We start from the raw sequence: 13,425 nt of genomic DNA, 5'->3' as shown, positions 1-13,425 counted from the left end.
GGTTCAGCACGCGTTAGCTATTTACGCGGGTATAAATCCTTTCGCGCGTAAGGCTCAATATCCCCTTCTTTACGCGTCTTCAGCAGTTTGAGAATCCATGTGTACTGCTCCGGATGCGGGCGCACGAAGATTTCCACCTCTTCGTTCATGCGCCGCGCCAGCGTGGTGTTATCGGCATCCAGCAAATCGTCCATCGGCGGGCGCACGAAAATCTCCAGCTTGTGCGTCGCGCTGTTATACACCGGGAACAGCGGCACTACGCGCGCGCGGCACACTTTCATCAGACGCCCGACTGCCGGCAATGTCGCTTTATAGGTAGCAAAGAAATCGACAAACTCGCTGTGCTCAGCACCGTGATCCTGGTCCGGCAGATAGTAGCCGTAATAGCCCTGACGCACCGAGGCGATAAACGGTTTGATGCCGTCGTTGCGCGCGTGCATGCGGCCACCAAAACGGCGACGCACGGTGTTCCAGATATAATCCATCAGCGGATCGCTTTGATTGTGGAACATCGCCGCCATCATCTGACCTTCCGAGGCCAGCAGCATCGCCGGAATATCCACGCCCCAGCCGTGCGGCACGAGGAAAATCACGTTCTCATGATTCTCCTGCAGCGCCGTGATGATCTCGCGGCCGTGCCACTCAACGCGCTGGCGCACGCGTTCAGGATTACGCATCCCCAGCTCGGCCATCATCACCATCGCCTGCGGTGCGGTGGCAAACATACGATCAGCAATCTCTTCGCGCTGCGCTTCGCTAAGCTCCGGCAGGCAATAGTAGAGATTGATCAGCGCACGGCGGCGCGCACTTTTCGCCAGCTTGCCGGCAAACTTACCCAGCCCGCCCAGCACCGGATCGCGCACCCTGGCCGGCAGCATCGCCATACCGGCCAGCGCACCAATCGCCAGCCAGCTGCCCCAGTATTTCGGCTTTAAAAAAGAACGTTGAAAAACGGGAATAAACTCACTGTTATTTTTTTTTCGGGTTTCCATGCACTCGCCTCTGACAATGACGGCTCAATAATAGTGACGGCAGGTAATTTTGCAATCTTCACAGGCCAGATAGCAAAAAACCGACGAAGAATCCGTCGGTTTTTGCGCGTTTGCCCGGAAATTAACGTTATTTCAGCGTCAGCTGTGGCAGATAACTCTTCACCTGCGCCAGATAGGTGCTGCGATCTTTACCAGTCAGCCCTTCCATGCGCGGCAGCTTCGCCGTCAGCGGGTTGACCGCCTGGTTGTTGATCCACACTTCATAATGCAGATGCGGTCCGGTAGAGCGACCGGTGTTACCGGAAAGCGCGATGCGATCGCCGCGTTTCACTTTCTGTCCCGGTTTCACCAGCGCTTTGCTCAGATGCATGTAGCGGGTCATGTACTGGCGACCGTGACGGATCGCGACGTAGTTGCCGGCGGCTCCGCCGTTTTTCGCGATCACCACTTCGCCATCGCCGACAGCCAGCACAGGCGTACCAATCGGCAGCGCAAAATCGACGCCTTTGTGCGGCGCGATGCGCCCGGTCACCGGATTGAGGCGGCGCGGATTGAAGTTTGACGAGACACGGTACTGCTTGACCGTCGGGAAGCGCATGAAGCCCCGCGCAAGACCGGAGCCGTTGCGGTCGTAGAACTTGCCGTCTTCCGCGCGGAACGCGTAGTAATCTTTACCGCCGGTGCGCAGGCGCACGCCGAGTAGCTGGCTCTGCGCACTTTTACCGTCCAGCATCTCGCGCGACATCAGTACGCTAAAGTCATCGCCGGCGCGCAGTTTGCGGAAATCCATCTGCCACTGCATGGCTTTAATCACGCTGCTGGTTTCGGCGCTGGTCAGGCCGGCGCGCTGGGCGCTGGCGGCGAAACTGCCGCGCACTTCGCCTTTCAGAACGCTGTTCTGCCATTCACCCTTCTGCATCTCCTGCTGCATCTTAAAGCTGCCGTTCGGCTGACGCGCATAGGTGCGGGTTTCACGCCGATCGATCTCCCAGGTGAAGTCCTGCAGCGCGCCATCAGCATCCAGCGTCCAGCTCAGTTGCTGCCCCACGCGCAGATTACGCAAACTCTTGTCGCTGCTGACCAGCGCGTTGATGTCACCGAGATCGATACCGTACTGATTAAGCGCGCTGCTCAGCGTATCGCCTGAGGAAACGGTGTAGTCATGCTGATCGGGATTGACCGGCACGTCTTTATCGATGTCATCCGACGGGATCTCGTCTTCCGGTTCCGCCGTGGTTTGATCGATCGGTTCACTGGCTTCCGGCAGCAGCGTGCGCAGCTCGTTTTTGTCGAGGGTGATGTCTTTCACGATGGGCGCAACATCGCGGGGATGATAGACGTAAGGCCGCCAGACAGCGACGGCCAGTGTAACAACGGTGAGTGACCCCAGCATAACGCGGTGGGGGCGCGGCAAATTATTAAATGCGAGGGCGACAGAGCGGGCTATCTGCTGCACTTTTACCTATTCCTCTATGCTCCATTCAGGCAGCTCGCATACTGGCTTGACAGCTGTGAGAGGAATTTCACGTAGCTGTCTTTGGTTAAGCTGATTCCCATGCCTAACGGGTCGAGGGTGCCTTTACGCACGCTGGTTCCGCGAGACACGGCATCGATGACCGCCGGCCTGAATTGTGGTTCAGCAAAAACGCAGACTGCTTTCTGCTCAACCAACTGTGTTCGTATTTGATGTAAACGCTGGGCGCCCGGCTGGATCTCAGGATTGACGGTAAAATGACCTAATGGTGATAAACCGTAATGTTTCTCAAAGTAGCTGTAAGCGTCGTGAAAAACGAAATAACCCTTGTTCCGTACCGGCGCGAGTTGTGCGCCAATCCGTTTGTCTGTGTCCGCCAATTGTGCCTCAAACTGCTGCAGGTTGGCGTCAAGTTTGGCTTTGCTTTGCGGCATAAGTTCCAATAATTTTCCGTGGATTGCAACAGCAGATTGTTTCGCAATCTCCGGCGACATCCACAGGTGCATATTAAACTCGCCGTGGTGATGATGAGTATGAGACGGGTCCTGGTTCTCAGAATTGTCTGAGTCATGGTCGTGATCGTGACCGTGCTCATGTTCGTCCTCATCTTCACCGCCGCTAATCAATAGCGGTTTTACGCCAGGCAAGGCGGCAATTTCGAGGTTCTTACTGGCCGGTAACTCCCCGGCGGACTTCGTCAGAAAGGCTTCCATCTCCGGACCGGTCCATACTACTAAGTCAGCGTTTTTAATACGTTTTACATCGGATGGCCGTAAGGCATAATCGTGCTCTGAGGCACCGTCCGGCAGCAATACTTCAACCGGCGTAATGCCATCGGCAATGGCGGCTGCGATAAATCCGAGAGGCTTGATTGAAGCCACCACCGCAGACTGCGCGGAAAACGTGGTGGCGAGGCTTAACGTCGCCGCAGAAAGGGTAAAAGCCAGGCGCTTTTTATTGTGTAACATAATGCGTCATTCCATCGTGACCAGGTGATGGAATGTGATATTATAACATTCGAAATTCAATGCAACCCGTAAATATCATGTCGTCACTTGTTACACTCGAAAACATTTCGGTGAAGTTTGGCCAGCGTGCGGTGCTGGCAGGCATCAGCCTGTCGCTGCAGCCGGGCAAAATTCTCACCCTGCTAGGTCCCAACGGAGCCGGCAAGTCCACGCTGGTGCGCACGGTACTCGGCCTGCTCACGCCAGACAGCGGCAGCGTCCGCCGCGCGCCGGGGCTGCGTATTGGCTATGTACCGCAAAAGCTGCACATCGATCCGACGCTGCCGATCAGCGTAGAGCGCTTTATGCGTCTGACGCGCGGCAGTCGCCGTGACGATATTCTGCCGGCGCTGAAGCGGGTGCAGGCCGGCCATCTGCTGCAGTCACCGCTGCAAAAACTGTCTGGTGGCGAAACGCAGCGCGTGCTGCTGGCGCGCGCCCTGCTCAACCAGCCGCAGCTGCTGGTACTGGACGAACCGACGCAGGGCGTGGATGTGAACGGCCAGGTGGCGCTCTACGACTTGATCGATCAACTGCGACGCGAGCTCAACTGCGGCGTGCTGATGGTGTCGCACGACCTGCATCTGGTGATGGCAAAGACCGACGAAGTGCTGTGCCTCAACCATCACATCTGCTGTTCCGGCACGCCGGAAGCCGTCTCGCAGCACCCGGAATTCATCGCCATGTTTGGCCCGCGCGGCGCACAGCAGCTGGCGATCTACCGTCATCACCATAATCACCGTCACGATTTACAGGGACGCATTGTTCTGCGCAAAGGAAACGGCCCGTCATGATTGAACTGTTATTACCCGGCTGGCTGGGCGGCGTATTGCTGGCCCTGGCGGCCGGTCCGCTCGGCTCTTTTGTCGTCTGGCGCCGGATGTCCTATTTCGGCGATACCCTCGCCCACGCGTCATTGCTCGGCGTGGCGTTTGGTCTGCTGCTGAATGTGAACCCCTATTATGCGGTGATTCTGGTCACCGTCTGTCTGGCGCTCGGGCTGGTCTGGCTGGAGCGACGCCCGCATCTGGCGATCGACACGCTGTTAGGGATCATGGCGCACAGCGCGCTTTCGCTGGGTCTGGTGGTGGTCAGTCTGATGCAGGGCGTGCGCGTTGATTTGATGGCCTATCTGTTTGGCGATTTGCTGGCGATCACCCCGGACGATTTGTCGCTGATGGCGGGCGGCGTGGCAATCGTGCTGGTGGTGATGGCGTGGCAGTGGCGTTCGCTGCTGTCGATGACCATCAGTCCGGAGCTGGCGCAGGTAGACGGCGTAAACATTCAGCGTACCCGCCTGATGCTGATGCTGGTAACCGCGCTGACCATTGGTGTGGCGATGAAATTTGTTGGCGCGCTGATCATTACTTCACTGCTGATCATTCCGGCCGCCACGGCACGACGCTTCTCGCGTTCGCCAGAACAGATGGCCGGCTTTGCGGTGCTTATCGGTATCATAGCCGTCACCGGTGGCCTGACCTTCTCTGCCAGCTACGACACCCCGGCCGGTCCGTCGGTGGTGCTGTGTGCTGCGGTACTGTTCATTATCAGCATGGCAAAAAAACCGGCGGCGTGACGCCGGTTACTCTTCGCGGCTGATGCCGAAATGCTTATAGGCGTGCTGCGTGGCCATCCGGCCGCGCGGCGTGCGCTGAATAAAGCCCTGCTGGATCAGGAAGGGTTCGATAACGTCCTCGATGGTTTCACGCTCCTCACCAATCGCCGCCGCCAGATTATCCAGCCCCACCGGACCGCCCATGAACTTGTCGATGATCGCCAGCAGCAGCTTGCGGTCCATATAGTCGAAGCCCTGATTGTCCACATTGAGCATATCCAGCGCGCTGGCGGCCACTTCGCCACTCATGTTGCCACTGGCGCGCACTTCGGCGAAGTCACGTACACGGCGCAGCAGGCGGTTGGCGATACGCGGCGTACCGCGCGCACGGCGCGCCACTTCCAGCGCGCCCTCTTCGCTCAGCGTTAGCCCCAGGCAGGCGGCACTGCGTCCGACGATGTGCTGCAGATCCGGCACATTGTAGAACTCCAGGCGCTGCACAATCCCAAAGCGATCGCGCAGCGGTGAGGTGAGCGAGCCTGCGCGGGTGGTGGCACCAATCAGGGTAAACGGCGGCAAATCCAGTTTGATCGAGCGCGCTGCGGGTCCGTCGCCGATCATGATATCCAGCTGATAATCTTCCATCGCCGGATACAGCACCTCTTCCACTACCGGCGACAGGCGATGAATTTCATCGATAAACAAGACGTCGTGCGGTTCAAGGTTGGTGAGCATCGCCGCCAGGTCACCGGCCTTCTCCAGCACCGGACCGGATGTGGTGCGCAGATTGACGCCCATCTCATTGGCCACGATGTTGGCCAGCGTGGTTTTACCCAGCCCGGGCGGACCAAAGATCAACAGGTGGTCCAGCGCATCGCCGCGCAGTTTGGCGGCCTGGATGAAAATCTCCATCTGCTCGCGCACCTGCGGCTGCCCGACATATTCCGTCAGCAGTTTGGGGCGAATAGCGCGGTCGAGGCTCTCTTCCTCAGTGAAAGAACTGCCCGAGACCAGGCGGTCGGCTTCAATCATGCATTACCTCAAATAGCAGCGCGCAGGGCTTCGCGAATCAGGGTTTCACAATCCGCATCTGGTTTGCCAACCTTGCTGACCATACGGCTGGCTTCCTGCGGTTTATAACCCAGCGCTACCAGCGCCGCAACTGCTTCAGCCTCGGCGTCATTGTTATCCTGCTGTGCCGACGGTGTGGTCAGGGTAAACGCCGAGTCGCCGCCAAACAGGTCGCCGTGCATACCTTTGAAGCGATCTTTCATCTCAACCACCAGACGCTCAGCGGTTTTCTTGCCCACGCCCGGCAGCTTCACCAGCGAGGCGATCTCTTCGCGCTCCACCGCCGTGACAAACTGCTGCGCTGACATGCCGGAAAGAATCGCCAGTGCCAGTTTGGGCCCGACGCCGTTGACTTTGATCAGCTCACGGAACAGCGCCCGCTCCTGCTTACTGTTAAACCCGAACAGCAGCTGCGCATCTTCCCGCACCACAAACTGGGTGAAGATAATCGCTTCCTGGTTGATGTCCGGCAGCTCGTAAAAGCAGGTCATTGGCAGGTGCACTTCGTAACCCACACCGTGCGCCTCAATCAGCACCAGCGGCGGCTGTTTTTCCAGAATAATGCCTCGTAAACGACCAATCACCTGAGCAATTCCTTAGTGTATGTGTAAGCGTCTGAATCATCGGCCTCCTGCCACACCGCGCTAAACCGCGCGCCTGCTGGAGGTAAAATGTCGGCTATGTATATCATAAAAAAGGCTGGATGCATATCCAGCCTATTGAATGGCCACGCTTTTGCTAACCGGATCGCAAACGTCCGCGCGTCAGCACCAGTTTGCTGTCGCTCATGCGCGCCGCATTCTGGCTGACGTGGCAATGGGTGATGGCGATGGCCAGCGCATCGGCGGCATCCGCCTGCGGATTGGCCGGCAGTTTGAGCAGCGTGCGCACCATGTGCTGCACCTGGCTTTTTTCCGCGCTACCGATGCCGGTTACCGTCTGCTTCACCTGACGGGCCGCATACTCAAACACCGGCAGATCAAGGTTGACTGCTGCGACAATTGCCGCGCCACGCGCCTGCCCCAGCTTGAGCGCCGAATCCGCGTTCTTCGCCATAAACACCTGCTCAATGGCGAAGTAATCCGGCGCGAACTGGGTGATGATTTCGCTGACGCCAGCGTAAATCAGTTTGAGGCGGGAAGGCAGATCGGTGACGTTAGTGCGGATACAGCCGCTGCCCAGATAGCTGAGCTGGCGGCCGGTCTGGCGGATGACACCGTAGCCGGTGACGCGCGAGCCGGGGTCAATCCCGAGTATTATCGCCATAGCGCGTCTCCGTATTGCAGGGGGTGCGTAACGCCATTACAGCGTTTCCGCTACCTCATCAGAAATTTCACCGTTATGGTAAACTTCCTGCACATCATCACAATCTTCCAGCATGTCGATCAGACGCAGCAGTTTAGGAGCCGTCTCGGCATCCAGTTCCGCTTTGGTTGATGGAATCATCGACACTTCAGCACTGTCGGCTTTCAGACCAGTGGCTTCCAGTGCATCGCGCACGCTGCCCAGCTCTTCCCACGCGGTAAAGACGTCAATCGCGCCATCGTCATAGCTCACGACATCTTCTGCACCGGCTTCCAGCGCCGCTTCCATCACGGCATCTTCGTCCTGGCCTGGCGCGAAGGAGATCACGCCTTTCTTGCTGAACAGGTAAGATACCGAACCGTCGGTGCCGAGGTTACCGCCGGTTTTGCTGAAGGCGTGACGCACTTCGCCCACGGTACGGTTACGGTTATCACTCAAACACTCCACCATGACCGCAGAGCCGCCCGGACCGTAACCTTCATAGATGATGGTTTCCATGTTGCTGTCATCTTCACCGCCGACGCCGCGCGCGATAGCACGGTTCATGGTGTCACGCGTCATGTTGTTGGACAGTGCTTTGTCCATCGCTGCGCGCAAACGCGGGTTGGAGCCGGCATCGCCACCGCCCAGCTTGGCCGCTGTCACCAGCTCGCGAATGATTTTGGTGAAGATTTTACCGCGCTTGGCGTCCTGAGCCGCTTTGCGGTGCTTTGTATTCGCCCATTTACTATGTCCAGCCATCTTACATATTCTCCGATCTTTAACAGGGTGCAGGCTATCTTGCTGGCAATCTTGTTCCCCGGCAGTGCGCGCAATCCTCACGTACTCATGTACGCTCCGGTTGCTGTGCGCTGGCGGTGAACAACCTTGCTGCGCCGATGACGCCTGACTGTTCTATTTTAGCGGTGCAAATCTTTCGACTTACACCGTATGTCTGTAATTTAACGATAAAACCACCGGAAAAACGCGCGGTGGCGGGCATTCAGATAAATTCGTCGATTGCCTGACGATTACTCCACGAGCGGGTTAGTGCGGCGGCGGCGGCCGGTGTCAGCCACTGTGCGGCGAGGTGCTCGCTCAGCACTGGCTGGCGTTCGGCGGGCAGCGCCAGCCGGAACCAGTGTTCCCGGTTATGCGTGATGCCCGGCGCATAGCGATGGCGATAGTGCGGAAAGATCTCAAACTCAATCTGTTTGTGGCAATCTTCCAGCACCAGCCCCTCTGCGGCGATATCAATCGCCAGCTCTTCAGCCACTTCGCGCTGCGCCGTTTGCGCCGGCGTTTCGCCCGGCTCCAGGCTGCCGGTAACCGACTGCCAGAAGCTGGGGTCATCGCGCCGCTGCAGCATTAACACCCGGCCGGTATCTTGCGCAAAAATCACCACCAGCACCGATACCGGGTGTTTATAGCCCATTATTTCGTCTCTGGAGTGACTTTCTTCGGCGCGATCTGGATACCGAGGTCAGCCAGCGCCGCCGGGTTGGCTTCGCTTGGCGCTTCAGTCATCAGACAGGCCGCCGCGGTGGTTTTCGGGAACGCAATCACATCGCGGATATTGTCAGTGCCGGTCAGCAGCATGGTCAGACGGTCAAGACCGAATGCCAGACCTGCGTGCGGCGGGGTACCGAACTTCAGCGCATCCAGCAGGAAGCCAAACTTCTCACGCTGCTCTTCTTCGCTGATGCCCAGAATGCTAAACACCGTCTGCTGCATATTGCCGCTGTGGATACGCACTGAACCGCCGCCCACTTCATAACCGTTGATCACCATATCGTAGGCGTTAGCCACCGCCTGCGTCGGATCGGCCGCCAGCTGTTCTGCCGTCAGCGCTTTTGGCGAGGTGAACGGATGGTGCATCGCCGCCAGGCCGCCCTCGTCGTCCTCTTCGAACATCGGGAAGTCGACAACCCACAACGGAGCCCAGGCTTTATCATTGGTGATTTGCAGATCACGGCCCACTTTCAGGCGCAGTGCACCCAGCGCATCCGCCACCACTTTGGCACGATCGGCGCCGAAGAAGATCAGGTCGCCGTCCTGCGCGTCGGTACGCTGCAGAATAGCTTCAACGATCTCTGGCGTCAGGAATTTGGCCACCGGGCTCTGCACGCCGTCGAAACCGCTTGCGCGCGCATTGATCTTCATCCACGCCAGACCTTTGGCACCGTAAATGCCGACAAAGCTGCCGTATTCGTCGATTTGCTTACGCGTCAGCGCGGCACCGCCCGGCACGCGCAGCGCCGCAACGCGCCCTTTCGGGTCGTTTGCCGGGCCGGCGAACACCTGGAATTCAACGCTTTTCAGCAGGTCAGCAACGTCTACCAGCTCCATCGGGTTACGCAGGTCTGGCTTATCGGAGCCGTAACGGTTCATCGCTTCGGCGAAGGTCATCTGCGGGAAGTCACCGAGGTCGACGCCTTTGATGTCCAGCCACAGTTCACGGATCATCCGCTCCATCACGCTGCGCACCTGCTCCGCGCTCATGAACGAGGTTTCCACGTCGATCTGGGTGAACTCCGGCTGACGGTCTGCGCGCAGGTCTTCATCACGGAAGCATTTGACGATCTGATAGTAGCGGTCAAAACCAGACATCATCAGCAGCTGTTTGAACAGCTGCGGTGACTGCGGCAGCGCGTAGAATTTACCTTTGTGCACCCGGCTCGGCACCAGGTAGTCACGCGCGCCTTCCGGCGTGGCTTTGGTCAGCATCGGGGTTTCGATGTCGAGGAAGCCTTCACCGTCCATAAAGCGGCGCACGAAGCTGGTAATTCTGGCACGGGTTTTCAGACGCTGCGCCATTTCCGGACGACGCAGGTCGAGGTAGCGATAGGTCAGACGCGCTTCTTCGCTGTTGGTCTGGTTAGAGTCCAGCGGCAGCGGTTCTGCGCGGTTGATGATGTTCAGCTCATGGGCGAACACTTCGATGTCACCGGTGGCCATGTCGCTGTTGCGGTTTTTCTCTTCACGCGCACGCACAGTACCGGTGATCTGGATACAGAATTCATTACGCAGTTCAGACGCCAGCTGGAAAGCCTGCTGATGATCGGCATCGAAAAACACCTGCGCGATGCCTTCGCGGTCACGCATATCGATAAAAATCAGGCTGCCGAGATCGCGACGGCGATTGACCCAGCCGCAGAGAGTAACTTGCTGACCCACATGAGACAGATTGAGCTGTCCGCAATATTCTGTACGCATAACGTATCCTTTTAACTTCGCCGCTGCTGCCAGACAGCATCAGGCCGCGTAACCTTCTGAGATGCTGCCGCAAAAAAGGCGGCTATTATAATGGAAAATGGCAGGCAGGATAAGCAGATCCCGCGCAAAGCGGACAAATCGTCAGCGTTTGCCGCGCGATCGGTTCCTGCCCGTGGCAAAACCAGGTAATGTACGGCGCATTTTCCGCGCCACAGCAGGCAGGAGCAGTTTTGACACTTCGTATTGGATTACCACAATGGCAGCACGCCAACTGGAAAGTATTGGGTATCGAAACCCTGGCGGATTACGCCCGGCTGTTCGGCTGCGTTGAAGGCAACACCACGCTTTACGCGCTGCCTAAACCCGAAGTGGTGCAGCGCTGGTATGACATGACTGACGACGCCTTTCGCTTCTGCTTTAAATTTCCTGACACCATCAGCCACAAAGCGGCGCTGAAGAACTGCGATGAGCTGGTGAATGAATTTCTGCGCCTGCTGGATCCGCTCAGCCAGCGCATCGGCCAGTACTGGCTGCAGCTGCCCGCCGCCTTTTCACCGGCGCAGCTGACAGATTTATGGGCGTTTCTCGATCGCCTGCCGCGCAGTTTTCATTATGGCGTCGAAGTACGTCACGCGGCTTTCTTTGCCAAAGGCGAGGCCGAGCGCGCGCTCAATCGCGGTCTGCATCAGCGCGGCGTTAACCGGGTGATCCTCGACAGCCGCCCGGTGCATGCGTCTGCCTCGCTCAGTCCGGCCGCCGTGCATGCGCGCGCGCAGAAGCCACGGGTGCCGACGCACGCGGTGCGCACTGCCGGTCAGCCGATGGTGCGCTTTATCGGCAGCGACAGCGTGGAGGAGAGCCTGCCGCTGTTTGATGTCTGGCAGCAAAAACTGGCGGACTGGCAGCACGACAGCGACCCGCTGCTGTTCATCCACACGCCGGATATGGGCGCGGTGTTTCCGCTGCTACAGGCGCTGTGGCCGCAGCTGCAACAGCTGGAGCCGACGCTGCGCCCGCTGCCCGCCTGGCCACAGCAATCCAGCCTGTTCTAAACGCAGGGAAACGGGTGCAGCCTGCGGCAGTTTCTGCCAGAATAGCGCCCTTTCCGTTTTCTCTCCGGATAATTCATTATGTCTGACCGCGATACGCTATTCTCCGCGCCCATCGATAAACTGGGCGACTGGACCTTTGACGAGCGCGTGGCTGAAGTCTTTCCCGATATGATTCAGCGCTCGGTGCCGGGTTACTCCAACATCATTTCGATGATTGGCATGCTGGCAGAACGCTTTGTGCAGCCCAACAGCCAGGTTTACGATCTCGGCTGCTCGCTGGGCGCGGCCACGCTGGCGGTGCGCCGCAATATTCAGGCACCGGGTTGCCAGATTATTGCCGTCGATAATTCCCCGGCGATGGTGGAACGCTGCCGCCGTCACATCGACGCCTTCCGCGCCGCTACGCCGGTGCAGGTGCTGGAAGCGGATATCCGCGATATCCACATCGAAAACGCCTCACTGGTAGTGCTCAACTTTACCCTGCAGTTCCTTGAGCCGGACGCGCGCCTGACGCTGCTGCAGAAAATTGCCGCCGGCCTCAATCCGGGTGGTGCGCTGGTGCTGTCGGAAAAGTTCAGCTTTGAAGATGCCGACGTCGGCGAACTGCTGTTCAACATGCACCACGACTTTAAGCGCGCCAACGGCTACAGCGAGCTGGAGATCAGCCAGAAGCGCAGCATGCTGGAGAACGTAATGCTGACGGACAGCGTGGAAACGCATAAAGCCCGCCTGAAAAGCGCCGGCTTTGCCCACGCCGAGCTGTGGTTCCAGTGCTTTAACTTTGGCTCACTGGTGGCGTTGAAATGATTGATTTTGGCCGTTTTTATCAGCAAATCGCCACCGGCCCGCTCGCCAGCTGGCTGGAAGTGTTGCCGGCGCAGGTCGCCGCCTGGCAGCGTGAAAACCTGCACGGACATTTTCGCAACTGGGAGAAGTCGGTCGACAATCTGCCGCTGCTGGTGCCGCAGCAGCTCGATCTGCTGCACAGCGTCAGCGCGCAGCATGATGCGTTAACCGATCGCCAGCGCGCCGGCATCGAAAAGCTGCTGCGTAACCTGATGCCGTGGCGCAAAGGGCCGTTTTCGCTCTACGGCTGCGATATCGACACCGAATGGCGCTCCGACTGGAAGTGGGACCGCGTGCTGCCGCATATCTCTTCGCTGGCCGGTCGAACCGTGCTGGATGTGGGCTGCGGCAGCGGTTATCACATGTGGCGCATGATTGGTGCCGGCGCGCAGCTGGTGGTCGGTATCGATCCGATGCAGCTGTTCCTGTGCCAGTTCGAAGCGGTGCGTAAGCTGCTGGGTGACGATCGCCGTGCGCATCTGCTGCCGCTGGGCATTGAGCAACTACCGGCGCTGCAGGCGTTCGATACCGTGTTCTCCATGGGCGTGCTCTATCACCGGCGTTCGCCGCTCGACCATCTGCTGCAGCTGAAAAATCAGCTGGTCAGCGACGGCGAACTGGTGCTGGAGACGCTGGTGATTGAAGGCGATGAAAACGCGGTGCTGGTGCCGGGTGAACGCTATGCGCAGATGCGCAACGTTTACTTTATTCCGTCTGCGGCGGCGCTGAAAAACTGGCTGGAGAAGTGCGGTTTTGTCGATGTGCGCATTGCCGATTACGCCATCACCTCGGTGGAAGAGCAGCGTCGCACCGACTGGATGACCAGCGAATCGCTGGCGGAGTTCCTCGATCCGCACGACAGCAGCAAAACGATTGAAGGCTATCCTGCCCCGCTGCGTGCCGTGCTGGTGGCGCGCAAACCGTAACG

Annotated in this window: 14 protein-coding genes; 5 read left to right on the top strand and 9 right to left on the bottom strand. The window is 58.5% G+C overall.

Going from position 1 to position 13,425, the window contains the following annotated elements; all coding sequences use genetic code 11:
- Nucleotides 1–17: 17 nt before the first annotated feature.
- From lpxM to znuA, 3 genes are all read right to left on the bottom strand, one after another.
- Nucleotides 18–992 (bottom strand): lauroyl-Kdo(2)-lipid IV(A) myristoyltransferase, encoded by a 975-nt coding sequence (lpxM, locus tag C1N60_RS09105; RefSeq protein WP_394521708.1) that lies wholly within the window; start codon nt 990–992, stop codon nt 18–20.
- 127 nt (nt 993–1,119) lie between these two features.
- The gene (mepM, locus tag C1N60_RS09100) at nt 1,120–2,448 is read right to left on the bottom strand and encodes a murein DD-endopeptidase MepM (RefSeq protein WP_031280193.1); all 1,329 of its coding nucleotides are present in this window, start codon (nt 2,446–2,448) and stop codon (nt 1,120–1,122) included.
- A 14-nt stretch (nt 2,449–2,462) separates the two neighbouring features.
- Nucleotides 2,463–3,434, bottom strand: coding sequence for a zinc ABC transporter substrate-binding protein ZnuA (gene znuA / locus C1N60_RS09095; protein WP_058757511.1), 972 nt, complete (start codon nt 3,432–3,434; stop codon nt 2,463–2,465).
- 77 nt (nt 3,435–3,511) lie between these two features.
- Between znuA and znuC the strand changes: the two genes are divergently transcribed.
- Both znuC and znuB read left to right on the top strand, forming a co-directional pair.
- A complete protein-coding gene (gene znuC, locus C1N60_RS09090) occupies nt 3,512–4,267 on the top strand; it encodes a zinc ABC transporter ATP-binding protein ZnuC (protein ID WP_058774752.1) in 756 nt (251 codons plus the stop codon).
- A complete protein-coding gene (gene znuB / locus C1N60_RS09085) occupies nt 4,264–5,049 on the top strand; it encodes a zinc ABC transporter permease subunit ZnuB (protein WP_021509971.1) in 786 nt (261 codons plus the stop codon). The genes znuC and znuB overlap by 4 nt, the downstream gene beginning before the upstream one ends.
- Before the next feature lie 6 nt (nt 5,050–5,055).
- On the opposite strand, the gene ruvB is transcribed toward znuB, so the two are convergent.
- The 6 genes from ruvB to aspS form a co-directional block, all read right to left on the bottom strand.
- The gene (gene ruvB / locus C1N60_RS09080; protein WP_021509970.1) at nt 5,056–6,060 is read right to left on the bottom strand and encodes a Holliday junction branch migration DNA helicase RuvB; all 1,005 of its coding nucleotides are present in this window, start codon (nt 6,058–6,060) and stop codon (nt 5,056–5,058) included.
- Between the two features lie 8 nt (nt 6,061–6,068).
- Complete coding sequence (gene ruvA, locus C1N60_RS09075) at nt 6,069–6,683, bottom strand: Holliday junction branch migration protein RuvA (protein WP_021509969.1); 615 nt, start codon at nt 6,681–6,683, stop codon at nt 6,069–6,071.
- Nucleotides 6,684–6,837: 154 nt separating this feature from the next.
- Complete coding sequence (gene ruvC / locus C1N60_RS09070; RefSeq protein WP_021509968.1) at nt 6,838–7,365, bottom strand: crossover junction endodeoxyribonuclease RuvC; 528 nt, start codon at nt 7,363–7,365, stop codon at nt 6,838–6,840.
- A 36-nt stretch (nt 7,366–7,401) separates the two neighbouring features.
- On the bottom strand, nt 7,402–8,145 hold the full coding sequence (locus C1N60_RS09065) for a YebC/PmpR family DNA-binding transcriptional regulator (protein WP_021509967.1): 744 nt from the start codon (nt 8,143–8,145) through the stop codon (nt 7,402–7,404).
- Nucleotides 8,146–8,386: 241 nt separating this feature from the next.
- Nucleotides 8,387–8,818 (bottom strand): dihydroneopterin triphosphate diphosphatase, encoded by a 432-nt coding sequence (gene nudB, locus C1N60_RS09060; protein WP_059009760.1) that lies wholly within the window; start codon nt 8,816–8,818, stop codon nt 8,387–8,389.
- On the bottom strand, nt 8,818–10,599 hold the full coding sequence (aspS, locus tag C1N60_RS09055; protein ID WP_059009762.1) for an aspartate--tRNA ligase: 1,782 nt from the start codon (nt 10,597–10,599) through the stop codon (nt 8,818–8,820). Before aspS ends, nudB begins: the two co-directional genes overlap by 1 nt.
- Nucleotides 10,600–10,829: 230 nt before the next feature.
- Here aspS and C1N60_RS09050 point away from each other — a divergent pair, with 230 nt between their 5' ends.
- The 3 genes from C1N60_RS09050 to cmoB all read left to right on the top strand — a co-directional run bounded on the left by C1N60_RS09050 (nt 10,830) and on the right by cmoB (nt 13,423).
- Nucleotides 10,830–11,651 (top strand): DUF72 domain-containing protein, encoded by an 822-nt coding sequence (locus C1N60_RS09050; RefSeq protein WP_058757508.1) that lies wholly within the window; start codon nt 10,830–10,832, stop codon nt 11,649–11,651.
- Between the two features lie 78 nt (nt 11,652–11,729).
- The gene (gene cmoA / locus C1N60_RS09045; protein WP_058757507.1) at nt 11,730–12,458 is read left to right on the top strand and encodes a carboxy-S-adenosyl-L-methionine synthase CmoA; all 729 of its coding nucleotides are present in this window, start codon (nt 11,730–11,732) and stop codon (nt 12,456–12,458) included.
- The gene (gene cmoB, locus C1N60_RS09040) at nt 12,455–13,423 is read left to right on the top strand and encodes a tRNA 5-methoxyuridine(34)/uridine 5-oxyacetic acid(34) synthase CmoB (RefSeq protein WP_021509962.1); all 969 of its coding nucleotides are present in this window, start codon (nt 12,455–12,457) and stop codon (nt 13,421–13,423) included. Before cmoA ends, cmoB begins: the two co-directional genes overlap by 4 nt.
- The last annotated feature ends 2 nt before the right edge of the window (nt 13,424–13,425 follow it).

Source organism: Pantoea sp. SGAir0184 (assembly GCF_043544755.1).
This window is presented reverse-complemented; position numbering and strand designations above follow the sequence as displayed.